At 67.4% G+C, this 26,014-nt stretch carries 16 protein-coding genes; 12 read left to right on the plus strand and 4 right to left on the minus strand.

The features are described from left to right. Positions 1-10 precede the first annotated feature (10 nt). The 4 genes from JYA52_RS16935 to JYA52_RS16950 form a co-directional block, all read right to left on the minus strand. The gene (locus JYA52_RS16935; protein ID WP_205654358.1) at positions 11-1,447 is read right to left on the minus strand and encodes a dicarboxylate/amino acid:cation symporter; all 1,437 of its coding nucleotides are present in this window, start codon (positions 1,445-1,447) and stop codon (positions 11-13) included. A gap of 175 nt (positions 1,448-1,622) precedes the next feature. After that, positions 1,623-3,308 (minus strand): DUF885 domain-containing protein, encoded by a 1,686-nt coding sequence (locus JYA52_RS16940; RefSeq protein ID WP_205654360.1) that lies wholly within the window; start codon positions 3,306-3,308, stop codon positions 1,623-1,625. A 71-nt stretch (positions 3,309-3,379) separates the two neighbouring features. Beyond that, positions 3,380-3,616 (minus strand): acyl-CoA carboxylase subunit epsilon, encoded by a 237-nt coding sequence (locus JYA52_RS16945; protein ID WP_205654540.1) that lies wholly within the window; start codon positions 3,614-3,616, stop codon positions 3,380-3,382. A gap of 38 nt (positions 3,617-3,654) precedes the next feature. Further along, entirely contained in the window at positions 3,655-5,238 is a 1,584-nt protein-coding gene (locus tag JYA52_RS16950) for an acyl-CoA carboxylase subunit beta (protein WP_205654362.1), read from the minus strand. A 242-nt stretch (positions 5,239-5,480) separates the two neighbouring features. Here JYA52_RS16950 and JYA52_RS16955 point away from each other — a divergent pair, with 242 nt between their 5' ends. The 12 genes from JYA52_RS16955 to JYA52_RS17010 all read left to right on the plus strand — a co-directional run bounded on the left by JYA52_RS16955 (position 5,481) and on the right by JYA52_RS17010 (position 25,934). Beyond that, a complete protein-coding gene (locus JYA52_RS16955) occupies positions 5,481-6,368 on the plus strand; it encodes an SDR family oxidoreductase (RefSeq protein ID WP_205654364.1) in 888 nt (295 codons plus the stop codon). A 60-nt stretch (positions 6,369-6,428) separates the two neighbouring features. Then, positions 6,429-7,388, plus strand: coding sequence for a biotin--[acetyl-CoA-carboxylase] ligase (locus JYA52_RS16960; protein WP_205654366.1), 960 nt, complete (start codon positions 6,429-6,431; stop codon positions 7,386-7,388). Beyond that, entirely contained in the window at positions 7,381-7,980 is a 600-nt protein-coding gene (locus JYA52_RS16965) for a PH domain-containing protein (RefSeq protein ID WP_205654367.1), read from the plus strand. The genes JYA52_RS16960 and JYA52_RS16965 overlap by 8 nt, the downstream gene beginning before the upstream one ends. Continuing rightward, positions 7,970-9,097 (plus strand): adenylate/guanylate cyclase domain-containing protein, encoded by a 1,128-nt coding sequence (locus JYA52_RS16970; RefSeq protein WP_205654369.1) that lies wholly within the window; start codon positions 7,970-7,972, stop codon positions 9,095-9,097. Before JYA52_RS16965 ends, JYA52_RS16970 begins: the two co-directional genes overlap by 11 nt. Positions 9,098-9,361: 264 nt before the next feature. Beyond that, on the plus strand, positions 9,362-15,484 hold the full coding sequence (locus tag JYA52_RS16975; protein WP_205654371.1) for an Ig-like domain-containing protein: 6,123 nt from the start codon (positions 9,362-9,364) through the stop codon (positions 15,482-15,484). Positions 15,485-15,588: 104 nt separating this feature from the next. Continuing rightward, positions 15,589-16,560 (plus strand): AAA family ATPase, encoded by a 972-nt coding sequence (locus JYA52_RS16980; RefSeq protein WP_205654373.1) that lies wholly within the window; start codon positions 15,589-15,591, stop codon positions 16,558-16,560. A gap of 74 nt (positions 16,561-16,634) precedes the next feature. Continuing rightward, the gene (locus JYA52_RS16985; RefSeq protein ID WP_205654375.1) at positions 16,635-17,996 is read left to right on the plus strand and encodes a DUF58 domain-containing protein; all 1,362 of its coding nucleotides are present in this window, start codon (positions 16,635-16,637) and stop codon (positions 17,994-17,996) included. After that, positions 17,993-20,410 (plus strand): transglutaminase TgpA family protein, encoded by a 2,418-nt coding sequence (locus tag JYA52_RS16990; protein WP_205654376.1) that lies wholly within the window; start codon positions 17,993-17,995, stop codon positions 20,408-20,410. Before JYA52_RS16985 ends, JYA52_RS16990 begins: the two co-directional genes overlap by 4 nt. Before the next feature lie 191 nt (positions 20,411-20,601). Further along, positions 20,602-21,711: an RDD family protein gene (locus JYA52_RS16995; protein WP_205654378.1), complete on the plus strand. Its 1,110-nt coding sequence runs from the start codon at positions 20,602-20,604 to the stop codon at positions 21,709-21,711. Further along, positions 21,708-22,589, plus strand: coding sequence for a PP2C family protein-serine/threonine phosphatase (locus JYA52_RS17000; RefSeq protein ID WP_205654380.1), 882 nt, complete (start codon positions 21,708-21,710; stop codon positions 22,587-22,589). The genes JYA52_RS16995 and JYA52_RS17000 overlap by 4 nt, the downstream gene beginning before the upstream one ends. Next, a complete protein-coding gene (locus tag JYA52_RS17005) occupies positions 22,576-24,294 on the plus strand; it encodes a hypothetical protein (RefSeq protein WP_205654382.1) in 1,719 nt (572 codons plus the stop codon). Before JYA52_RS17000 ends, JYA52_RS17005 begins: the two co-directional genes overlap by 14 nt. Beyond that, positions 24,291-25,934: a serine/threonine-protein kinase gene (locus tag JYA52_RS17010; protein ID WP_205654384.1), complete on the plus strand. Its 1,644-nt coding sequence runs from the start codon at positions 24,291-24,293 to the stop codon at positions 25,932-25,934. The genes JYA52_RS17005 and JYA52_RS17010 overlap by 4 nt, the downstream gene beginning before the upstream one ends. The last annotated feature ends 80 nt before the right edge of the window (positions 25,935-26,014 follow it).

Below are 26,014 nucleotides of genomic sequence, written 5' to 3' on the forward strand. Positions count from 1 at the left end.
CGGGACGCGGCTACGCCTTGGCGTCGGCCAGTTCTGGACCCTTCGAGGCACCCGCCGTTGCGGGGGCAACCTCTCCGGCAGGGGAGTCATCCGTGAAGGGATCACCGGACCGCGGCGCGTTGTACAGGGCCTCGTCCAGGATGCCCTGGCGCTTGGCCACAATGGCGGGGACCAGTGCCTGCCCGGCCACGTTGACCGCCGTGCGGCCCATGTCCAGGATGGGGTCGATCGCCAGCAGGAGTCCGACGCCGGCCAGTGGCAGTCCCAGCGTGGACAGTGTCAGGGTCAGCATGACCACGGCACCGGTGGTGCCGGCCGTGGCCGCCGATCCGAGGACCGACACGAGGGCGATCAGCACGTACTGGCTGAAGTCCAGCTGGATGCCGAAGAACTGGGCCACAAAGATGGCGGCGATGGCCGGGTAGATCGCGGCGCAGCCGTCCATCTTGGTGGTGGCGCCCAGCGGAACGGCGAAGGAGGCATAACCGCGGGGAACGCCGAGGTTCCGTTCGGTGACGCGCTGGGTCAGCGGCAGCGTGCCGATGGAGGAGCGGGAGACGAATGCCAGCTGCACGGCCGGCCACACGCCGGAGAAGTACTGCTTGACGGAGAGCCCGTGGGCACGCACCAGCGCGGGGTAGACACCGAAGACCACCAGGGCCAGGCCGATGTAGATCGCAACGGTGAACTTACCCAGGGAACCGATGGTGTCCCAGCCGTAGACGGCCACGGCGTTGCCGATCAGGCCGACGGTGCCGAGGGGAGCGATGCGGATGATCCACCACAGCACCTTCTGGATGACGGCCAGCGCCGAGGCATTGAGTGCCAGGAACGGTTCAGCCTGCTTGCCCACCTTGAGGGCCGCGATTCCGACGGCGATCGCGATCACCAGGATCTGCAGCACGTTGAAGCTGACGGCGGTGGTGACGGCACCGGATTCGGCCACCGTGGAGGTGGCGCCCAGGCCCAGGAAGTTCTTCGGGAAGAGGCCTGTCAGGAACGCCCACCAATCACCCGACTTGCCTGCATACTCCTTCGCCTCGCCCGCAAGGCCGGTGTTGGCGCCGGGCTGCAGCAGCACGCCCAGTCCGATGCCGATCAGCACGGCGATGAGGGACGTGATGGCGAACCACAGCAGGGTGTTCCAGGCCAGCCTTGCCGCATTGGAGACTTCGCGGAGGTTGGAAATGGAACTCACCACGGCGGTGAAAATCAGGGGCACGACGGCGGTCTGCAGCAGCGAGACATAGCTCGAGCCGATGGTCTGCAGCGTTGCGCCAAGCCCGTTCGGGCTGGCCTTGGTGCTGCCGGTGTACTTGGCCAGCAGGCCCAGTCCGAGCCCAACGATGAGGGCGGCGATGATCTGGAAGCCGAAGGAACCTGCCCACCGGGGCAGCTGGAAGCCGGTGCGCCCGGCCGAAGGAGAAGTGCTGGTTTGATTGCTCACCGAAACAAGCTAGGCCGCGCAAAATACAGCTTCCAGCTGGCATTGAGAAATATTACGCGGGAGTAGCAGGGTCCCACCGTCCACATGCCCTGAAATCCGGCTAAGAACCAGCCTTTTGTGAAGTTATTCCCGTAGCGCGTGTGGCAAAGATCTCCCCGGGTACGGCAGGGGAGACCTAGCCGAGCATCGCGCGCTTGAGGGTGTCGAGGCCCACGGAGCCGATGTCCAATGCCTTCGTGTGGAACGCCTTGAGGTCAAAGCCGGGCCTGGCTTCGAGCTCGGCACGGATCTGCTCCCAGAGCCGCTGGCCCACCTTGTAGGACGGCGCCTGGCCGGGCCAGCCGAGATAGCGTGCGAACTCAAACTGCAGCTGCCCCTCGCTGATGTCGAGGTTTTGCTTGAGGAAGCCGTAGCCCTTCTCCGGTGTCCAGCTGCCCGACCCCCACCGGGCGGGCATCTCAAGCTCGAGGTGGATGCCGATGTCGAAGACCACCCGCGCAGCCCGCATCCGCTGCATGTCCAGCATGCCCATGTGGTCGCCGGGGTCCTTGAGGTAGCCGAGTTCCTCCATGAGCTTTTCGGCGTAGAGTGCCCAGCCCTCGCCGTGTCCCGAAGTCCAGCAGACGTTCCGGCGCCAGCTGTTCAGGAGTTCGCGCCGGTACACGGCCGTGGCGATCTGCAGGTGGTGCCCGGGCACGCCCTCGTGGAAAACGGTGGTGGTTTCCGCCCACGTGGTGAAGGTGTCCTCGCCCGCCGGTACGGACCACCACATGCGTCCGGGCCGGCTGAAGTCATCGGACGGGCCCGTGTAGTAGATGCCGCCCTCGTCGGTCGGCGCGATAAGGCACTCGAGGGTTTTCATCACGTCCGGGATGTCAAAGTGCACGCCGGCCAGGTCGGAGATGGCCCGGTCCGAAAGCTCCTGCATCCACGCCTTCAGGGCTTCGGTTCCCTTGAGCTGCCGGTCGGGATCGCTGTTCAGGATCCGCTTGGCCTCCGCGACGGACGATCCGGGCCGGATCTCCCCGGCTACGGCCTCCTGGGCGGCGATGATCCGCTCCAGTTCACCGATGCCCCAGACGTAGGTTTCCTCCAGGTCCACCTCTGCCCCGAGGAAACCACGGGAGGCCAGGGCATAGCGTTCGCGGCCCACGGCATCCTTCGCGGGCGCCACAGGCAGCAGCTCGTCCCTAAGGAACGCGGCCAGCCCGGAGTAGGCGTTCCGGGCTGCGGCAGCACCGGCGTCGAGCCGTTCCTGAACGGCTGCAGGCAGCGGGCCGTCAGCCGTCTTGGCCCCGGCGGCGAGCTTCGCGAAGAAGCCGTCCGCTGCCGCGTACTTGGTGGTCTGCTCTATGACGATGGACACCTGGCGGACGGCCGAAACCCGGCCGGCTTCCTTGGCAGCACGCAGGGACTCGATGTAGCCGCTGATGGCGCCGGGGACGCTGTGCATGCGGCCGGCGATGTTCGCCCAGTGCTCCTCGGTGTCCGTGGGCATGAGGTCGAAGATGGAGCGGATGTTCTGTGCCGGCGATTCGATGTTGTTCAGCTCTGCCAAATCCCAGCCCGTGTCGTGGAACTCCAGCTCCAGCCCGAGGCGTTCGCGCATGGCGTCGAGGGTGACGGCGTCGACGTCGTCCACGGGCTCAAGCCCGTCGAGCGCGGCAAGGGTTTCGCGTGCCGCGGCAGCGAATTCCACGATGCCGGCGGGCGAGAAGTCCTGGAATTCCGTGTCGTGCCCCGGGATGCCGAGTGTGGTGGCCAGGCTGGGATCCAGGGCGACCAGGGTGTCCGTGTAGGCGTCGGCGACGGCGTCGATGGCAGTCCGGGGGCGCGATGGGGCGGCAGATTCAGTAGTCACCCCACGAGACTAACGGGGCGGTTCCGGTTATGAAAGACTCACTGAATTATTCAGCGCGTGCCACCGGCTTTTCAGCCGCGGCTGCGCTTCCAGGCTCCGGGCCCGGGCGTCGGGGCGAGACGCAGCTGCTGGCGCCGCACCCAGTGGCGGACGCTGGGCTTCCCGGCTTCAGCCGCTTCGGCTGTCCCGAGCGAAAGCACGACGGCGGTCAGCGCCGCCAGTTCTTCGGTCGTCGGGTCCCCCTTGACGACGGAGAAGAGCGGGGCTTCGTCGGTGTCAGCGGCCTTGGTTTCGACAGGCTCAACCACCGGCTGGGCGGCAGGCTTGGGCTGCGGGTCTTTCGGGTTCACAGTGGGATGTTTCCGTGCTTCTTGGTGGGGAGGCTGGCGCGCTTGTCACGCAGCGCCCGCAATCCCTTGATGATCTGGAGGCGGGTGTCGGACGGGGCGATGACCGCGTCCACGTAGCCCAGCTGAGCGGCCTGGTACGGGTTGAGCAGCTCCTCCTCGTACTGGCGGATGACCTCGGCACGCTTGGCCTCGACGTCGCCGCCGTTCTCTGACACCGCAGCGAGATCGCGCCGGTAGAGGATGTTGACGGCACCCTGTGCCCCCATGACGCCGATCTGGGCGGTGGGCCAGGCCAGGTTGAGGTCCGCGCCGAGCTTCTTGGAGCCCATCACGATGTAGGCGCCGCCGTAGGCCTTCCGGGTGATCACGGTCAGCTTGGGCACCGTGGCCTCCGCGTAGGCGTAGAGAAGTTTCGCGCCGCGGCGGATGATGCCCTGGAATTCCTGGTCCTTGCCGGGGAGGAAGCCCGGAACGTCCACCAGGGTGATGATCGGAACGTTGAAGGCATCGCAGTGCCGCACGAAACGGGCTGCCTTTTCGGATGCGGAGATGTCCAGCGTTCCGGCGAACTGCATGGGCTGGTTGGCCACGATCCCGACGGTGTGGCCCTCGACCCGGCCGTAGCCGATGATCACGTTCGGCGCATACAGGGACTGCATTTCGAGGAAGTGGGCGTCGTCGACGATCTGTTCGATGACTTTCCGCATGTCGTACGGCTGGTTGGCGGAGTCAGGGATGAGGGTATCCAGGGCGAGGTCGTCGTCGTCGAGTTCCAGCTCCTGCTGGTGATCCAGGACGGGAGCCTCGGAGAGGTTGTTGGAGGGGAGGAAGTCCAGCAGTTCCCGGACAAACTCAATCGCGTCGGCCTCGTCCGCGGCCAGGTATGTGGACGTGCCCGTTGTGGCGTTGTGCTGCCGGGCTCCGCCGAGGGTCTCCATGTCCACGTCCTCGCCCGTGACGGTCTTGATGACGTCGGGGCCGGTGATGAACATGTGCGAGGTTTTGTCCACCATCACGACGTAGTCCGTGAGGGCGGGGGAGTAGGCGGCACCGCCGGCGCACGGGCCCATGATGAGGGAGATCTGGGGGACGACGCCGGAGGCGTGCACGTTGTTGCGGAAGATGTCCGCGAACATGGCCAGCGAGGCGACGCCTTCCTGGATGCGGGCGCCGCCGCCGTCGTTGATGCCCACCACCGGGCAGCCGTTGCGCAGCGCGAATTCCTGGACCTTGACGATCTTTTCGCCGTTGACCTGGCTCAGCGAGCCGCCGTAAACACTGAAGTCCTGGCTGTACAGCGCAACGAGCCGGCCGTCCACGGTGCCGTAACCGGACACCACGCCGTCACCCAGCGGCTTCTTCTTCTCCATGCCGAATGCCGTGGAACGGTGCACGGCCAGGGCATCGAACTCCACGAAGGATCCCTCGTCCACGAGCAGGTCGATGCGCTCGCGGGCCGTGTTCTTGCCGCGGGCGTGCTGCTTCTCGATCGCTTCCGGGCCGGAGGGCTGCTCTGCGCTGGCCTGGCGGTCGCGGAAATCGGCAATCTTTCCCGCCGTCGTGGTCAGATCGTGGCTCATGAAGTGTCTCCGGCTCTGTAGCTGTTGTGTAGCTGATGCATGCTGTGGCAGCGTAATGCTGGGCGTCTGGCGTGGCGTGGCGAGCTGCCTTAAGTAGCTTCCACACAAATCAAAGGCCCTGATGGCTAGTCTAGTGACGCATATTCCGTGCGCTGCTGTAGGGATCCTACAATTTTCGCCGATCGTGTCGGCAGGGACGTCTATGTTACTCGTCGGTAACATTGAGCAGTTAGAGTGTCCCTATGACTTCAAGCAACGACGCTTTCCCTCCCTCCGCGACCCCCTACCACGCCACCGGATCGCTCCGCGGCCGGACGCTTTTGATGTCCGGCGGCAGTCGCGGCATCGGCCTCGCCATTGCCTTGCGCGCCGCCCAGGACGGCGCCAACATCGTCCTGCTGGCCAAAACCGGCGAGCCGCACGCTAAGCTCCAGGGCACCGTGTTCAGCGCCGCGGATGAGCTGCAGGCGGCCGGCGGAAACGCGCTTCCCCTGGTGGGGGACGTCCGCAATGACGACGACGTCGCCCACGCCGTCGATGCCGCCGTCGAACGCTTTGGCGGGATCGACATTGTCATCAACAATGCCTCGGCCATCGATCTGTCCCGCACCGACGACGTCGACATGAAGCGGTACGACCTGATGCAGGATGTCAACGTCCGCGGGACTTTCCTGCTGTCCAAGCTCGCCCTGCCTGCCCTGCGGAAGTCCGACGGCGGACACATCCTCACGCTCTCGCCGCCGCTGAATCTCGATCCCACGTGGGCGGGCAAGCACCTGGCCTACACGATGGCCAAATACGGCATGAGCCTCACCACGCTGGGCCTGGCCGAGGAACTCAAGGCGGACGGCATCCGCGTCAACTCCCTCTGGCCGTGCACCCTGATTGATACCGCGGCCATCCGGAACATGCCGGGTGGCGAATCGATGGTCCGTGCCGCCCGCGGCCCGCGGATCATGGCGGATGCGGCCCACGCCGTGCTCACCGGAGCCAACCTCACGGACGCCGCCGCACCGTCCGGAAACTTCTACACGGACGAACAAGTGCTCGCCGCCGCCGGAGTGCGGGACTTCCGGCCCTACAGCCTGGGTGCAGCCGAGGACCAGCTGGTACCTGATATCTTCCTCTGACTTCCCTGAGTGCCCGCCCGGATCGGCCGCGCCGGCCCGGCAACTCGATAGGATTCAAGCATGGATGCCGCACGCCCTGATGAAAGCCCTGAAGTGCAGGAAAACCTGTCCGGATCTAAGGGACTGCCGGAGCGGCCAGCGCTGGACCGCGAAGCGCTGTGCAGCGCCGAATTCCTGTCAGCGCACGGCATTTCGCAGCTGAAGGTCGTGGATGCCACCGGTTCCACCAACGCCGACCTCCTGCGCGCCGTCACTGTCGAGCCCAAGGCCTGGCAGGACCTCGCCGTCCTGACCGCCGAGCACCAGACCGCTGCCCGCGGCAGGCTGGACCGCACCTGGGAGGCGCCCGAGCGCAGCTCTGTCCTGGTCTCCATCGTCCTGCGCCCCGTCAACGCCGACGGGCGGCCGCTCCCCACCCAGACCTACTCCTGGCTCTCGCTGCTGGCTGCCCTCGCGCTCCGCGACGCGCTGCTGGAAACGGCCGGGCTGCGGGCGGACGTCAAATGGCCCAACGACGTCCTGGTCAAAGGCCGGAAGATCGCCGGCATCCTGGCCCAGCTCGGCCCGATGGGGGACGGCTCCGTGCCGCCGGTGATCCTTGGCACGGGGCTGAACGTCACCCTGACCGAGGCCGAACTGCCCGTCCCCACTGCCACCTCGGTGCAGCTCGAGGGCGCCGAAACGGTGGACCGCACCGCCCTCCTGAAGAGCTACCTGTCCAGGTTTTGCACCCTTTACCGCAGTTTCTGCAACGCCGACGGCGACCCCACCGCGGGTCTCGCGGGCGGCCCGTCCCTGCACAAGCGGGTGGAAGCCGTCATGGTCACGCTGGGGCAGCAGGTGCGTGCCCACCTGCCCGGCGACCACGAAATCATCGGGCACGCCTCGCGGCTGGACGACTCCGGCTCCCTCCTGGTGGTGGATTCCTCGGCCCGCGAGCATGTGGTGACGGCCGGGGACGTCGTCCACCTGCGCCCATGGACTCCGCCGGGGCAGTCCGCGGAAAGTGGCAATGCGTAAAGACCTCCTGCCGGGGGAGCAGGTCATCGTGATGACCCGCCCACAGCCCAGGATGCTGTTCATTCCGGCGGTGGTGTTTGTTGTGGCACCTGCGCTGGCCGCCTTCGCCAGCGCGTGGATCATCCGGGGCGGGCTGCGGGACATGTACCCGGCAGTTTCCGCTGACTGGACCTTCTGGCTGGTGGCGGGCTGCGTGCTTGCGGCCCTCTGGGCGCTGTGCGGATTTTGCCTGCCGCGGCTGTTGCGGTGGCAGGCCACCCGGTACTTCCTGACGAGCCGCAGGATTATGGCCCGCTACGGCATCCTCCGGCGGCGGGACCAGCAGGTCTTTCTGGCGTCCGTGCGTAACGTCACGGTCACCCAGACCCTGCTCCAGCGGATGTTGCGCTCCGGGACTATATCCTTGGATGCCGGGCACCAGTTCAGCGCCGTACTACGGGATGTGCCCGAAGTCGCCACGTTCCACAGGTTTGTGTTGGACGCGCTGGACGAACTTCCGAAGGATGAGTTTTTTGAATGGGGCCATGCGCAGGACGGATCCGACGCCGGATTTCCGCGGGATGTGAGAGAAGGTGGAAGAGATGAACGATGAGGATCACCGCGTGAGCCAGGAAAGCAGCGATGAGATGGCCGACGCCGCCGTCGAGGCTCCTTCCACCGGCACGATGTCCGCCGAAAGGATCGCCATCAAGGCCCTTGAAGCCAGGCTCCTCGGCGGCGAACGAAAGCTGCGCCGCCGCGAGGTGGCAGCCGGTGCGGGCCTGTCGCTGCTGTCGGCACGGAAGCTGTGGCGTGCCCTCGGGTTCCCCAACCTCGGGGACGACGAGGTCGCCTTCACCGAGCGCGACCAGGCCGCGCTGAACACCGCGGTGGACCTGGTCCGGACCGGCAAGCTCACCGAAGAGGCAGCCATTTCGGTCACCCGTGCCATCGGCCAGATGACCGACCGTATGGTGGTCTGGCAGATTGAGGCGCTCGTGGAGGACATGGTCCATGAGCAGGGAGTCACGGACCCGGTCGCCCGAAAACGGCTCGTGAATGAACTGCCCGCGCTGGTTGACCCGCTCGAGGAGATGCTTGTCTACTCGTGGCGTCGCCAGTTGAACGCCGCGGTGCAGCGCCTTGCCGTCCGGGCAGAGGCGGGACTCCAGGCCAGCGAGGAAGGCCGGGAAGGCGACGAGGATGACGCGCCGCTTCCCCTGGCCCGGGCCGTGGGTTTCGCCGACCTCGTGTCCTATACGAGCCTTTCCCGGCGGATGAACGAAAAGACCCTGGCCAAGCTGGTGCAGAGGTTCGAAAACAAGTGCGCGGAGATCATCTCCGTGGGTGGCGGCCGGCTGGTGAAGACAGTGGGCGACGAAGTCCTGTACATCGCCGAGACACCGGCCGCGGGCGCGGAGATTTCGCTGGCTCTGGCCGAGGCCTTTACCCGGGACGAGATCCTTCCGGAGGCGCGTGTGGCCATGGTGTGGGGACGGATTCTGTCCCGGCTGGGGGACATTTACGGTCCCACCGTCAACTTGGCAGCCCGCCTGACCACGCTGGCTGACCCCGGCACCGTGCTGGTGGACTCCATGACCGCCGCAGCCCTTGACCAGGACGAGCGCTTTGTGCTGATTCCGAAGGATGCGGAGAATGTCCGCGGCTTTGGCGAGATCATGCCGGTGATGCTCGCCCGGGGCCAGGGCAAGGGGCTCGTGCTGGACTGACGTTGGCAGTGCAACTCGTCCCGCCAGGGCGTGGGGGACTCCTCCCCATCGCCCATTGCACGTCAGGTGGGTAGTCTTGCACGGTAACGGAGGGCCCTGTGCGGGCTCTTCTTGGACAAGCCGTCCGAGCCCATGTAATAGTCGAAACTCAGAATTGTTCCGGCGTCTCTATGGGGGAGTGGCGGAATGTCACAGCCTCTGGTGCTCACCAGGGGCTTATAGGCTGCGCTCAGGCGGCTGTGATTTCAGGGGAATAATAACGCTGTGTCAACTTTGTTCGGCAGGCTGGGGCTAAGGAACCGCCGCAACAAGCTCATCACCGGTACCGCTTTTTCTGCGGCCGCCCTCGCACTCGTGGCAGGTGCGATCATCTACCCGGGCTTCAAGACCACCGAGGTGGACCTGAACGACGGCGGCGTGTGGGTGGTCAGCAAGTCCCGGAACGCAGTGGGCCGGCTGAACTATCCCTCACGCGTGCTTGACGGAGCAGTGACGCCCGCCAGCACCACCTTCGACGTGCTGCAGAACGCCGGCAAGGTCTTCGTCGACGACGAATCCGGCTCCACCCTGAACCAGGTTTCCGCCGCCAACATGCGGCTGGGCGGGGACAAACAACTGCCGGGCGCCGCCCAGGTCAGCTTCGGCTCCGAGGTCATCTCCGTCACGGACCCCGCCGCCGGCAAGATGTGGGCGATGTCGCCGTCGACAGTCAACGCCTTCGATGAGGAATCGAGCGAGCCGGCCGTAGACGGCTCGGAGGGCCTGGTGTCCGCCGTCGGCTCCGACGACCGGGTCTATTCGGCGGATCCGAAGACGGGCCAGGTGACGGTCACCGCCGTGGACGCCAACGGTGAGCCCACCGACACGGAGTCCAGCACCTGGGACGGGCTGAAGGGTGCCGGTGACCTGCAGCTGGCCGTGGTGGGGGACCAGCCCGTGGTCCTGGACCCGGCCCGGGGCCGGCTGTTCCTTCCCGGCGGCCGGGAAGTGGCGGTGCCGGACGCCCGGGAAGCGAAGCTCCAGCAGCCCGGTCCGGCGTCGGACGCCGTGGCAGTGGCCACGCCCAAGGCGCTGCTGAGGCAGCCGCTGGACGGTTCGACGGCGCGGCAGGTCACCACTGGTGGTCAGGGCGTACCCGCCGCGCCTGTCCAGCTGGGCGGCTGTATCCATGCAGCCTGGTCCGGGGTGAACAAGTACGTCCGCGACTGCGTCACCGACGGTGACGACAAAAACGTCGCAGTTCCGAAAGCCAGCGCCTCACCGAGCTATGTGTTCCGCGTCAACCGCGACCTCGTGGTGCTGAACGATGTGAACTCCGGAAATGTGTGGCTGGTCAACCAGAACATGCAGCTGGTCAACAACTGGGACGACGTGGTTCCGCCGAAGAACCAGGCGGATGACCAGGACGAGGAATCCGCGGACGACAACACCATCAACGTCCTGCCGGACCGCACCAAACCGAACCGTCCGCCGGAAACCAAGCCGGACGTCGTCGGCGTCCGGCCCGGCCGAACCACCGTGCTGAGCGTCCTGGACAACGACTCCGACCCCGACGGGGACGTCCTCACCGCCACCACTGCGGGCGAGGGCCTCCGGTCAGGAGGCCTCGAGAGCATCTATGGCGGATCGGCCTTCCAGGTCACGGTTCCGGCCGACGCCACCCCGGGCACCGAGTCGTTCGACTACAGCGCTGCCGACGGCCGGGGCCTGTCCGCAGGCGGCAAGGTCACGCTGAACGTCGTTGGACCGGACGAGAACCGGCCGCCCGCCTTCAAGCGGGGCGATCCCACCACGCTGCTCGTGGAGCAGGGGAAAACCGTCAGCCAGAACATCCTCACCGACTGGGCGGACCCGGACGGCGACGACCTCGTCCTCATGTCGGCGACTGCCGACAACCAGCAGGACCAGGTGAAAGTCCGCCGTGACGGGCTCCTGACGTTCCAGGACTCCGGCGCCACCGCGGGCAAGAAGAACGTTACCGTCACCGTCTGGGACGGACGCGCCACCACGACGGGCAAAGTGGTGGTCAACGTCCAGCCCCCCGGCGCCCTGGCTCCGGTTGTCAACGCGGACCACGTGACCGCCGTCGCCGGCCAGGACCTGGTGATCGCCCCGTTGAAGAACGACGTCGACCCGAACGGCGGCGCGCTGCGGCTCGCCCAGGTGGAGGCCAGCGGGCCGGCCGAACTCGGGCCCGTCACCGACGGCGGCACCTTCACCTTCCGTAGCCGGACTCCGGGGCCCGTCTACCTGACGTACATCGCCAGCAACGGCCCGCAGAGCAGCCAGGGCCTGATCCGCGTGGACGTCGAGTCAGGCAAGGACGCCGGCAAACCCGTTGCCGTCCACGACGTCGCCCTTTTGCCGGTCGGCGGCAGCGTCCTCCTGGACCCCCTGGCCAACGACTCGGATCCGTCCGGCGGCGTGCTGGTGCTTCAGTCCGTTTCCCTTCCGGAAAACGCCACGGCCTCGGTCAGCGTCCTCAACCACAGCGTCCTGCGGATCACGGACATCGCCGGAACCAAGGATCCGTTCCTCTTCCGGTACACCATGTCCAACGGCAAGGATTCCGCCACGGGCAGCGTTTCGGTGGTCCCGGTCCCGGCCCCGCCCGTCGTGGAGGCGCCGCAGCCGAAACCGGATGAAGTCAACGTCCGCGTCAACGACGTGGTCACCATCCCCGTGCTGGACAACGACACCCATCCGCAGGGCGAAAAGCTGACCGTTGATCCGGTCCTTCCCCAGCCGGTGGAGGCGGGGAACGGCACAAGCTTTGTTTCGGAGAACACGCTGCGCTTCATCGCCGGCAGCGAGCCTAAAACCGTGCGAGCCATCTACAACGCCGTGGACCCGCAGGGGCAGAAGAGTGCCGCGGCCGTCACCATCCACATCCTGCCCCTCGAGGGCGCCGAGAATTCCCGTCCGCAGCCCAGGAACCTGACGGCCCGGGTGGTGGCCGCCGGCACGGTGCGGATCCCGGTTCCGCTGGACGGCATAGATCCCGACGGCGACTCCGTCCAGTTGACCGGCATCGACAGCACTCCGGCCATGGGAACCGCGACGGTTGGAAGCAACTTCATCGACTTTGTCGCCGCCGGAGACGGCGCCGGAACGGATTCCTTCCGCTACAAGGTAGTGGACCGGCAGGGCGCCGTGAACACCGGCACGGTCACGGTGGGGATCGCGCCCCGCGGCGACACCAACCAGAAGCCCACGCCCGTGGACGACGAGGTCAAGGTCCGTCCCGGGCGGCAGATCGCCGTCGACGCCGCAGGCAACGACTCCGACCCCGACGGTGACCCGATCCGCATCCTGACCGACGGCATCGAGGCGGACGCCGCCCTGAAGGCCGAAGTCAGCAAGCACAGCGGCCGCATCCTCCTCCTCGCCCCGGCTGCCGAAGGCACCGTCAACGTCCGCTACGCCGTTGCCGACGAGCGGGGCGCCTCCGCCCAGGCCGCCATCAAAATGGTCGTGGACAGCCAGGTCCCGCTCCAGGCTCCCATCGCACGGGACGACCGCGTGACGTCCGCCCAGACCCTCGGCAAAACTGCCGTCGACGTTCCCGTTCTCAAGAACGACGAGGACCCCGACGGCGTCGGCGAGAACCTGAAGGTCACCAGCGGAAGCGAGACGGCTCGCCCTGGTCCGGACGGCAACGTGATCGTCGAACTGGCGGAGCAGCCGCAACTGGTGCCGTACACGGTGGAGGACGTGGACGGAAAGAAGTCCACCGCGATCATCTGGGTGCCGGGCCTCGGGCAGCAGGTCCCGACGCTCGCCAAGGACGAGGTCCTGGAAGTTGTGGCCGGCCAGTCCGTTACAGCCAACCTGGCCGAATGGGTGAAGGTCCGGGAAGGACGCTCACCCCGGCTGACCCAGACCGACCGGATCAAGCTCATTGGCGCCGACGGCGGCGACCCCGTGGCCGGCAACGGCACCGCGATCAAGTACACGGCCGGCAAGGATTACGTGGGGCCGGGTTCCATCACCTTCGAAGTAACCGACGGTACCGGCCCGGATGACGCGGCAGGACTGAAGTCCACGTTGAGCATCCGGACCAAGGTCCTGCCGGATCCGAACCGCAACAACCCGCCCACACTGCTGGGTGCCGCCGTCGACGTGCCGCAGGGGGAGTCCGCCGAGACGGATCTGGCCAGGCTGGCCTCCGACCCCGACGGCGACGATGCAGAGAACATGAAATACGAGCTCGTCGGCGGTGCTCCGGCAGGCTTCGACGCCAGGATCGAGGGCGCCTCGCTCAAAGTCTCGGCCAAGGACGGCGTGCGGCCGGGCAACGACGGGGCCGTGCAGGTGAAGGCCAGGGACCCCCGGGGACTGGAAGCTACCGCCACGTACCGGCTCTCCGTCACCGCCTCGAGCCGGCCCAAGCCGGTGGCCAACGACGACCTGGAACCCAGCGCCGCGGCCGGAAAGCCCGTGAGCGTACCGGTCCTGGCGAACGATGCCAACCCGTTCCCGGAGACTGCGCTGAAGATTGTGGCGGCGACGGCCGAGACCGGAACCGGGAACGTCGCCGTGGACGGGGACAACGTGGTGGTCACCCCCGCCTCCGGCTTCACGGGGACCATGGTGGTTGCCTACACCATTGCGGACAAGACCGGGGAAGCCTCACGGCAGGCTACGGCCAGGGTCCGGCTGACGGTCAAGGACGAGCCGCTGGCGCCCACGACGCCGCAGGCCCAAAGCGTGGGCGACAGCACTGCCTTGCTGAACTGGACAGCACCTGCGGACCGCGGGTCGCCCATCACCCACTACACGGTCTACGGCGAAGGCGGATTCAAACAGCAGTGCCCGGCCAACTCGTGCACGCTCAACAACCTGGTGAACAACTCCAAGTACCACTTCCAGGTGACGGCCACGAACGAATTCGGCGAGTCCGACCGTTCGCCGGCCTCGGCGGAGGTCCGCCCCGACGTCAAGCCGGACACTCCGTTCGCTCCGGCGCTGAAGTTCGGCGACAAGCAGCTGTCCGTCGCCTGGAAGGCCCCGGCCAGCAAGGGCTCGCCGGTCAAGTCCTATGATCTCGAAATCTCACCGGCTCCGAGCGGGCAGAATGCGCAGATCCAAAACCTGACATCCACCAGCTACCTCTGGAAGGGCCTCACCAACGGCGTGGCGTACAAGGTGCGCGTCCTGGCACGCAACGATGCCAAGGACCCGTCCGAGTGGAGCCAGTACCCGGCCGCGGAGATCCCGGCCGGAGTGCCGGTGACTCCTGCCGCGCCGAGCGTGGCCGGCGCCTCCCCGGTGGGAGCCCAGAGCCAGCTGCAGGTGAACTGGACCGCGCCGAACAACAACGGCGACGCCGTTTCCGCCTACACGCTGACCACGCTGCGCGGAGGCACGGTGGTGAAGAGCCAGCAGGTTTCGGGAACCTCCCAGAACGTCACAGTGTCCAACTCCGAGGCCGACTACGCGTTCACCGTTTCGGCCACAAACAAGGCCGGCACGTCCGGAACCAGCGCCCAGTCCGCCCCCATTCGGGCCGCCGGAAAGCCCGGGACGGTGAACGGCGGCACGGTGGCGGCGCCGGGAAACACCGGCCAGCTGAAGATCACCTTCACCCCGCTGACGCAGGCCCAGCGGAACGGATCGCAGGCATCGGAGATCGGCTACCGCTGGTCCACCGCGTACGGGTCCGGCCCGATCAACGCGCCGGGAGGCACCATCTACGGACAGCCGAACGGCAAGAACGTGACAGTAAACATCATTGCGTTCTCCACGAAAAACAACATCTCGGGGGATGCCAAGGCCATCGGCTCGGCGGTGCCCTACGGGGCGCCCGCTTCTCCGGTGGTTACCGGCGGCACGTCAGCCAAGGGAGACCCCCAAGTCCACTGGACCTGGAACCAGCCCTACGACAACGGCCGCGTCATCAACCGGTACGAGGTCAACTACGACGGCACCGGCTTCAGGTCCGTGGGCCTGGACCGGCAGTTCAGCCGCAACGCCGGAGGCTGGGACAGCAGGCACACCCTGGCGGTCCGTGCCTGCAACGGAACGGATGGCGACAAGGACTGCGGACAGCCGGATTCGGCAGTTGCCACTTCGGGTGCTGACCCCACCCCGCCGCCGCCCACGTCCTGGAGTATCCGGTCCACTCCCGTCCGCTCCTGCACCGAGCCGAACCGGACCACCGACAGCTACCGGAACTCCAACCCTGACCAGTGCATCAGCCCGGGACGGTGGTTCGATACCGGCATCACCGCACAGAGCGACCACTATGTGGTGTGGAGCAGGTCGACAAACAATCCCACGGGCGTGTGGTACCACCTGACGTCCGGTCCTGCTGCGGGCAACTACGTACGAAGTGACACCACGTCACTCGGCGGAAATCCGCCGCCTGGAATGCCGCGCCGGTAGGCCGCGTGTTTTCCGCACGCGCTGGGCACACGGCCCGGGCACACCGCATTGGGCACACCGCCTGAGCACAACAAAGACTCCACACAACGGAAGAGGAACCTCCCATGACCATGACAACCGAGCAGGCCGCCTGGTTTGCGGGCACGTTCGAAAAACTCGTCGCCAACGTGGGCCAGGCGGTGCTGGGCAAGGCCCACGTCATCCGGCTGACGTTCACGGCCATGCTTGCCGAAGGCCACGTCCTCTTCGAGGATGCCCCCGGCACCGGTAAAACATCACTGGCGCGGGCCTTGGCCGCCACGGTCCAGGGATCCAACAGCCGCATCCAGTTCACCCCGGACCTGCTGCCCTCCGATGTCACCGGCGTGACCATCTACGACCAGAAGACGCAGAAGTTCGAGTTCCACAAGGGGCCGATCTTCAGCAACATCGTCCTCGCCGACGAAATCAACCGTGCATCGCCGAAGACGCAGTCGGCCCTGCTCGAGGTCATGGAGGAATCCCGGGTCACGGTGGACGGCACCACCTATGAGGCGGGCCGCCCGTTCATGGTGATGGCCACCCAGAACCCGATCGAGCAGGCAGGCACCTACCGGCTCCCCGAGGCACAGCTGGACCGCTTCCTCATCAAAACGTCCATCGGGTACCCGGACCACGCCTCCACCGTTCAGCTGCTGGGCGGCAGCAACCTGAAGGACCGTTCGAAAGACCTGCAGCCGGTCATCACCACCCAGGCCGTGGCGGACATGGCCGACCTTGCAGCCACCACCCACGTGGACACCGCTGTGCTCGAGTACATCTCACGGCTGTGCGAAGAGACCCGCAACGCCCCCGAAAGCCGGCTGGGGGTATCCGTCCGCGGAGCCTTGGCCATGGTCCGGGCAGCCAAGGTCTGGGCGGCCGCGCAGGGACGGAATTTTGTCCTGCCGGATGACGTCAAGGACCTGGCCGCAGTTGTCTGGACGCACCGCTTTGTCATGGACCCCGAGGCGGAGTTCTCCGGTGCCACGGCGGAGGCTGTCCTGGCCCGTGTCCTGGCCGACGTCGCCGCTCCCCAGCAGCGCGCAGCCGTCTAGACCGCGGGCTTCCGCCTAGACTTCGGGCCCCGGCCCCGCATTTACGATTCCAGCGCCAACAAAAGGTTCCAAACATGTCCACCGGCTCTCCCTTTACCCGGCTTGCTGGCCGCCTTCGCCGGCCACTTTTCACGGATGGGCCGTTCCGCAAGCGCGGACTGCCTCTTGGCAGGAACAGCCGGCTTCACCCGTCGGCGGTGTGGACCGAAGCCGGCAAAACCGCCGGACAGGCTATTGCTCCGGCCTGGGATGCCGTCCGCGGCGCCTGGTCACGCCGCGTCCAGCCCGTGCTGGGCGTGGTGAGCGTCCTCGGCTGGTCTGTCCTCGGGGCGGCCGTGCTGCTGTGGGCAGCCGGAGAAGCCTACGGCTGGCAGGAGGCCAAAGCCGCGGCCGTCGCGGCGCTGGTTCTGTTTCTCATTGCCGTCGGCTTTATCCTTGGCAGGTCCTCCTATGGTGTCCTGCTGGACCTGGCCCGGACCCGTGTTGCGGTGGGGGACAGCGCGGTGGGAAGCATCGCCGTGTCCAACACTTCGGCGCGTCCGCTGCTGCCCGCAGACCTTGAGCTGCCGGTGGGGGCTTCCACGGCTGTCTTCCACCTGCCGCGCATGAAACCGCAGCAGGTGCATGAGGATCTTTTCACCATTCCCACCGCACGCCGTGCGGTGATCGCCGTCGGGCCGGTGCGTTCCGTCCGGGCCGATCCGCTGCGCCTCCTGCGCCGCCAGGTGCTCTGGACGAAGCCCCAGGACCTTTACGTCCACCCGAAGACGGTGGCGCTGGCAGGATCCGCCGCCGGCTTCATCCGTGACCTGGAGGGCATGCCCACCACCGACCTCTCCAGCGCGGATGTCTCGTTCCACGCGCTGCGCGACTACGTACCGGGCGATGACCGGCGCCATATCCACTGGAAGACCACGGCCCGGACCAACAAGCTCATGGTGCGCCAGTTCGAGGAGACCCGGCGCGCCCACCTCGCAATATCGCTGTCCGTCAACACCGATGAGTACGCCTCCGAACACGAATTTGAAATGGCCATCTCCGCTGCCGCCTCCATCGGCCGCCAGGCCATCCGTGAACAGCGCGAGCTGGACGTCCTCACCCAGGCCGGGCCGCTGCGCTGCGAGACCGGCCGCACCATGCTGGACGGCATGACCCGGATCGCCGGCACCCCCCTGCGGAAGACCGCCGTGGACCTAGCCCGGACGCTGGCCGACACCGTCCCCAACGCCTCGGTGGTCTTCTTCGTGGTGGGCAGCCAGGTGACGCCCACGCAGCTGCGGTCAGCAGGTGCTTCGGTGCCGCCGGGGGTCCGCAGCCTGGCAGTACGCGTCGACGCCGGTGCTGCACCCGCCCGCGCGAACATCGGAGACCTCACCGTGCTCACCCTCGGTGAACTCTCCGACCTTCCCGCTGTCCTGAGAAAGGCAGCCGCATGAGCCAGGCAACCAGTCTCCGTCCGCGCCGGCAGGCTCCGCCGCCGTCGGCCTTCTCCAGCGGCCAGCCGCCGTGGCACTTTCTGCTCGACGCCGGAGCGCTCACCGTCCTGCTGGGGCTGGGGGTCCTGGGCTTCAGTCTCAGCTTCGGAGGCGACCCGTACTATCTGGCCGCAGGGTTCGGCGGAGTCGTCCTCGGCCTCGCCATCGCCGCCTCAAATGCACACTTCCGCTTGGGGCTCCTGATCACCACCGCCCTGGCGCTCGGCGCATACCTGGTCCTCGGCACCGCGCTCGCAGTGCCCGGGGCGGCCATCGCCGGGGTCATCCCGAGCCTCGAGTCACTGCGTACGCTTCTGCTCGGCGTCGTGTTCGCATGGAAGGACATGCTTACGGTCGGTGTTCCGGTGGGTACCGCCGGGGGAGTGCTCATCGTTCCCTTCCTCAGCTCGCTCATTGCCGGACTTGTCGCCGGAATCCTGACCTGGCGGACGCGCAGCCCCTACTGGCCGTTGCTGCCCGTGCTGGCCCTGTTCGTCACCGGGATCGCCTTCAGCACCAACGCAGGGTTCCTGACCGTTGAAAGGGGCATTGCGCTGACTGTTGTGGGCATCGCCTGGGCCACCTTCCGCCGGGACTGCCTCCGGCGCAGCAACACCCTGAAGGTGTCCGTCAACCGTCCGCAGCACGACGCCGACACGGCCCGCCGCGCCAGAATGCGCAGGCTGGCCGCCGGGGCAGCGGTCATCGCGGTGACTGTCGGCATCACGGCCGCTGTTTCGCCCCTCATCTCCGCGGGCGACGAACGGAGGGTTTTGCGCAACGTCATTGTGCCGCCGTTCGACCCAAAGGACTACGTCACGCCCCTGGCGAGCTTCCGCAACTTGGTCAAGGACAAGAAGGACGACCCGCTGTTTGCGGTCAAGGGCCTTCCCAAGGACGCACGCGTGCGGCTCGGAGCGCTGGACGCCTTCAACGGGACGAACTACACCATGGATCCGAACGGGTCCGGCAACTTCAGCAAGGTGGGCGATGCTAAGTCCATCAATACGCTGGCGGATTCCGCCGGACCGGTTCCGACGAACGAGTACACCCTGGACATCACCGTCGAGGACTATCAGGGCTACTTCGTTCCCGGCGGCAGGAGGACCACCGGCCTCAGCTTCGCGCCGGGTTCCTCCGCCCCGGCCACAGGGCTGTACTTCAACTCCGGAACGGACACGGCTGTCACCACCCAGGGCCTGTCCACGGGGGATTCGTACAGCGTTCAGGTCTCGGAACCGGTGAAGCTCGAACACGGGCAGCTGACGCAGTATGACTTCGCCAAGATGACGCTCCCGGACGTCGCGGACATCCCTCCCGTTGTCGGTGCGCAGGCCAACGATCTGACAGCCGACGCCCCCACCGCCGTCGACCAGGTGCGCCAAATCGAAGCCCACTTCCAAAAGAAGGGCGCCTTCAGCAACGGGCTCATCGCCGACGGCCAGCTGCCGAGCCTCTCCGGCCACAGCGCGGCCCGCATCCGCGACCTGCTGACAGCCAAGCAGATGCTCGGCGACGACGAACAGTACGCCGTGGCCATGTCCCTCATGCTGCGCCACCTGGGCATCCCGTCCCGGGTGGTCATGGGCTTCTATCCAGACCCGAAGAGCCCCGAAAACGGCGCCGGGGAAATCAAGATCATGGGCAAGGATGTCCACGCGTGGGTCGAGGTCGCGTTCGACCGTGTCGGCTGGGTGCCGTTCGACCCCACGCCGCCCAAGGACAACATTCCCATTCCGCCGGACCCTGAAAACAAGTCGAAACCGAAGCCGCAGGTGCTTCAGCCGCCGCCCCCGCCGCAGGAGCCGGCCGACCTTCCGCCGGACTCTTCTCCGGACGCGCTGGACGCCGATGAGAAGAAGAACAACCCCTGGCTGTTTTGGGGACCCATCCTCAGCGCGGTCGGCATTGCCATGATTCCGCTTGGAATCCTGGCGCTCCCGCTGCTGCTCATCGCGCTTCTGAAGTCGCGGCGGCGCAAGTCCCGGTTCACGGACGGACATCCCGCGCAGCGCGTGGGTGGCGGGTGGAACGAGGTCCTCAGCCTTGCCACCGACATGGGCGCGGCCGTTGACACCCGCGCGACGCGGAGGGAATCCGCCGCCGTCGTCGCCGAGGCCTTCCCCGCCGCCAGCACTGCCACCACACAGCTGGCCCACAGGGCCGACGCGTCCATTTTCGGGGCCGGCCAGCCCAGTGAGGAAGAAGTCCGGGAGTACTGGACCATTGTGGACGGTTCGCTGAAGGACATGACGGCGACGGTCGGCTTCTGGCGACGCCAGCAGGCACGGTTCTCGCCGCGGTCCCTGCTGGCTGACGCCCGGGCCGCCCTCAGCCGCCGCGGCGCAGGATGGCGAGGGCCGAAGCGACCATGACTGACCCGAAGACTGAGGGCATGAAGACTGCCGGCGGCAGGCGCTGCGGCCACTGCGGACAGCCGCTTCGCGCCGGGGCGAGCTACTGTGGCGCCTGCGGGGCGGCAACGCAGCCCGTGAGGTTTCCCGGTAGCATCAAGCCCACGGGGCAGGGGGAGCGGCGGGGGGAGCCGCAGGGGGAAGGAACGGACATGGGAACGAAACTGGAGCTGGTCCCGGCGGCGCCCGGAAAACGCCTCGGGGCCGCAGTGCTGGACTGGCTTGCACCGGCGGTTGTCCTGGTGGTCCTTTTCTCCCTCGGCTTCGCCAGCGTCACAAGTTCCCGCAGCGCCGGCTTCATCGTCTACGACACCGGAACACTTGCCCTGTTGGGAGGCATCGCTGTCGGCCTGACGCTCGTCTACCTTTTCGTCCTCGCCGGCGTCGAGGGCCGTTCCGGGAGCACCATTGGCAGCCGGGCGATGGGCATCCGCACGACCGACAAGGACGGCTACGCGCCGGGGACGGGCGCCGTCGTCCTGCGCGGAACCGTCACGGGCGCCGGGGTGCTGCTGGCCGTTGCGGCCGCCGTCGCCGTGGTGATTTTCCGGTGGTTCGACGCCGCACTGTGGATCCTGGGCCCGCTGGCGCTGTTGGCCGCCGCGTGGGCCTTCCTCGTCGTCGTCTCCAGCTCCTGGGACAGGGACGGCGGGCTCCAGGGATGGCAGGACCGGGCCGCCAAGACGCTCGTGTTTGATGTTCATGCCGGGCGAAACCCGGTGACGTCAGGCGGCATCCAGGGGCCGTACAGCTTCGCCCCGCTGGACCTCCCTCCTGTCCAGCCGGTTTCTTCACCGGTGGCCGTCGCCGCCAGTGCCGCAAGCCTGCCCGTCGTCGATCGGCCGGAACCCAACCCATCCGACGCCGGCCACCCGGACGATGTCCTCGACCGCACGCAGCTGCGCGGTTCCGGGCAGGAGGCACCGCCCGTGGCGGTGCTCAGGATACGGCTCGACGACGGCCGCGACTTCCGTCTGGAGCGCAGCGTGCTGATCGGGCGTAACCCCGCCGCCGGTGCCGGAGAGTCCCAGGCGCAGCTGCTGGCCGTGCCGGATCCCGGACGGACCATTTCAAAAACGCACCTGCACCTGCTCACCGACGGCGCCGGCGTGTGGGTCACAGACCGCAACTCGACCAACGGCAGCGCCGTCACCACACCGGACGGCGTCCGCACTGCGTTAGTGCCCGGCGTCCCTTCATTTGTCAGCCCCGGGACCACCGTTCATTTCGGGGACCGCACCTTCAACGTAGGACAGGCATGAATTCACAGCAGGCGGCCCGCACCGAATCGGCCGGCGGAAGGCCAGGCCTCAACCTGAGCTACGGCTACGGAACGGACCGCGGCCTTCGCCGCGAGCTCAACGAGGACTCCTTTATAGCGTCCGACCCGATCTTCGCCGTCGCGGACGGCATGGGAGGCCATGAGGCCGGCGAAGTCGCCAGCGGCATGTGCGTGCGCGCCCTGGCAACGTTGCCCCAGCTGGCCACCGGAGAGCGGACAGCCACGGCCTCGGTGGTGCAGCAGTACCTGGCCATCGCGGACGACTCCATCCGCGCCGCCACAGGATCGCGCGCGGGTACCACGCTGACGGGCGTGGTGGTGGTGGAACAGATGGGCATCCCCTACTGGCTGGTCATGAACATCGGTGATTCCCGGACCTACCGGCTGAGCCAGGGCAGGCTCGCCCAGATCAGCGTGGACCACTCGGAAGTCCAGGAGCTGGTGGACACCGGAGAAATCACGGCGGAGGAGGCCACGGTCCATCCCCGGCGCCACGTGGTCACCCGGGCGCTGGGCACGGGCGATGAGACGGAGGCTGATTACTGGCTGCTTCCCATCGAGGAGGGCGACCGCATGATGGTCTGCTCCGACGGGCTCAACGGCGAACTCACGGACGACCAGATGTTTGACATCCTCAACACGGTGCCGGACCCCCAGGAAGCCGTTGACCTGCTGATCCAGGCGGCACTGAGGAGCGGCGGCCGGGACAACGTCACGGTGATTGTCGTCGACGCCAGGAATGTCCTGAACGAGGATGGCGTCTCCACCACGGCACCGAGGACTGCGGCTGCGGCGGAGGACGAGGATACGCTGCCGCGCCACGCGGGAAACGGGGAAACTGCACATGACGGCAGCTAGCTACGCTCCAGGCAGCTGGTTCGGGATCCTCCGCTCGGGGACGGCCGTCATTTTGGGCCCGGAGTCTCAGCCTGCCCTCGTCCGGAAGGTCTGGGACCTGCTGCAGGGCGCGCCGGAGGTCCACGAGGTACTGCACGCAGTAACGGGGGGTCTGGGTGTGCCGCTGTCCCGGTGCCCGCAGTTTGGCATCATCGGCTTCCGCGAATCCTTGCGGGTCTTCCTGCGCGGCGAGCTCGAGCTGAGTGTCCAGCTGCCGACCGGCACGGTGAAGCTGGACGGCCGGAACGTCACCACGTGGACGGAGCGGTGGCTTGACTCTCCGGAGTGGTTCAGCCTGGCCGTCCCCGGAGTGCCGGACAAGAACGGCAAGACCGATGAAACCGGCCGGCCGGCTGCAACGGACCTTGAGCTGCCCGTGGCTGAAGGCGTGGTTCTACTTCAGTCGCTGCGGCTGGCCGTGGCCGGAACAGGAACTGCGGGAACCGGAACTGCCGCCGCGGCCTTAGCGGCGGCGGAAACGTCAGCGGAAACCCTGGCTGCAATGCCGGCGGGGGCCGGTGAGACGGTGTCTGATGAGACGCGGGTGGATGCGGTGGTTCCTGAGGAGCCGTTGCTTGAAGAACCGCAGCCTGACGAACCGCAGGCTGACGAGCCGGTGCGGGAAGACGACGGCAATCCTGGGGACCTGCCGCAGCCGGCCAGCGAACTGACCAGTTCGTATGACCATCTGTGGGACAAGACCGTGGTGCGCAGCATCGAGGGTGCGGCGGTGCGGACCGGGGAAGACGCCGAGGAAGCACCAATGCACGGGGCTGCAGCCGCATCACAAGGTGCTGCAGACATTCCGGATGCGGCTGAATCTCCAGAAGCCGCGGCTCAAGATGCCGGGGCTGAACAGGCCGCAGCATCAGAAACCGGGCTTCCGGCAGCAGGCCCGGAAGCCGGCCCGCCGGCGGTCCCGGCGTCAGGCCCCGCGGCGGGCGGGCTGATCGATTCCGTGCCGTGGGCAACGCGCAGTGACAACGGCCAGCGTCCTCCTGCACCGCCGTCGTTCATCCCGTTGCCGGATCTCGGCACCACGGCGGCGCCCGAGCCGCAGCCCGGGCAGGGCCAGCCGGAGACGCCGGCCCGTCCCGCCGAGGGCGACCACGACGGCCAGACGGTTTTGAAGAGTGAACTCAGGGCCGCGCCCGACCAGCCCCCGGCGGCATCCGGCGCCGCGCCCGGCGGCGGTCCGCTGGCCGGCGGTCCCCTGGTACTGGCGCGGGTGTGCGCAGCGGGCCACGCGAACCCTCCCACCAACGGGCAGTGTTCCACGTGCGGTTCGCCGCTCCCCGACGTCGCTGTGCAGGTGCCCCGTCCCCGGCTGGGACAGGTGCGGCTCTCCACCGGCGAAGTGATTGGGCTGGAGGAGTCGCTCGTCATCGGCCGGCAGCCGTCCGTCTCCAGGGTCCAGGGCGGTGCCATGCCGCGGCTGGTCCAGGTGGCCAGCCCCGGCGGCGACATCTCGCGGTCCCACATCGAGGTCAGGCTCGAGGGCTGGCATGTGATGCTGTGCGACCTCAAGGCGACCAATGGCACGGTGCTGGTCCGCGAGGGCCAGCCGCCGCGACGCCTGGCCCAGAATGAAATGGCGATCGTCCTGGACGGGGACGTCGCAGAACTTGGCGACGACGTTTCGTTGCGTTTTGAGGAGATTCTTTGAGTTCCAAGCGGCCGGCAGCCCCGCCGCCCCACATCCCCGGTTTCACCTATGTCAGCCTGCTCGGATCGGGCGGGTTCTCCGACGTCTACCTGTATGAACAGGACCGTCCGCGCCGCAAGGTGGCCGTGAAGGTCCTGCTTTCCGGCCTCAAGACGGAGGGCGCCCGGCGGAGGTTTGAGTCCGAGGCCAACCTCATGGCCCAGCTGTCCTCGCACCCGTTCATCGTCACCATCTTCGAAGCCGAGGTCACGGATGACGGGCACTCCTACCTCGCGATGGAATACTGCTCACGGCCCAGTTTGGATGTCCGGTACCGGCGGCAGCGCTTCAGCGTCGATGAGGTCCTGGCCATCGGCATCCAGGTTGCCTCCGCCGTCGAGACCGCCCACCGGGCAGGCATAGCGCACCGCGACATCAAGCCCGCCAACATCCTGGTCACCGACTACAACCGCCCCGCGCTCACGGACTTCGGCATCTCCGGCACGCTCGGCGGCGCCGCGGACGAGGACGCGGGGATGTCCATCCCGTGGTCCCCGCCGGAACAGTTCCACGACGGAAACGTCGACGGCGTCCTGGTGGATGTCTGGGCGCTGGGCGCCACCCTGTACACGCTGCTGGCCGGCCGGTCACCGTTTGTCCTGCCGGGCGCGGACAACTCGCAACGCGAACTGATCTCGCGGATCACCAGCATGCCTGTGCCGCGCCTTGGCAGGGCGGACGTGCCCGAATCACTTGAGCTCGCCCTGGCAACGGCCATGGCAAAATCGGCGACCTCCCGCTATTCGTCGGCCCACGCCTTCGCCCTCGCGCTGCAGCGCATCCAGGCGGAGCTGAACCTGTCGGTCACACCGTTCGAAGTCCTCGAGGAGCGGCAGCAGGAGGACGACCACGCCGACGACGGCGTCGAGGAGACCCGGGTCCGCAACGTTGCTTCCATCGACCCGGAGAAAACGGGCAGCGCCCCGACCTTTCCGGCGCGGACGTGGCCGCTGATTGGCGGGCAGCAGAGTCCGTCTCCTGCGGCACAGCCAGCAGCGCCGCCGTCGGCCGTTCCGTGGACGTCGCCGTCGAAACCTTCTGCGGCGCCGGGCGCCCTGCCGGCGGCATTTCCGGCGCCGGCAGCGGACGACGGCGGTGACTGGGCTCAGGCCACCGTCCTCCGGAGCAGCCGGCCAGAGCCCGCACCGGGACCGGAGAACCCGGAGCCCGCACAGGACCACGGCAAACGGAACCTCTGGCTGGCCATTGCCGGAGGGACGCTCCTGGTGCTGGCCATTGTCGTGGGCATCATTGTCGCGTCCACCGCGCCGCAGCCCCAGGCGCTGCCGAGTGAGCAGCCCAGCAAGCCGCCGGCCGACGCCCTGGATGACGGCTCCGTGCCGGACGTCGCCAAACTCGCGGGCAGCGTCGGGGCCGGTGGCAAGGTGCGGTTCACCTGGACCAACCCGCAGCCAAAACAGGGTGACACGTACAAGTGGCGGATCAAGACCGTCAAGGGCGGCGGGAACTACCTGTCAACGACCGCGCCGCGCGTGGACGTCAGCGCCAATCCCGATGAACCCACATGCGTGCAGGTGATCATCGTGCGCAATGACGGCTCGGCATCTCCTGCCGGGGAAGATTCCATCGCGTGCGTCTGACGCCCGGCCCCGGACGCCCCGCGGGGCACGCCGGAGGCCCCGGGGCAAGACAGCCTGAACAGCTAACAAGGAGACACGGA

The organism is Arthrobacter pascens (assembly GCF_017052465.1).
Classification (GTDB): Bacteria; Actinomycetota; Actinomycetes; order Actinomycetales; family Micrococcaceae; genus Arthrobacter; species Arthrobacter pascens.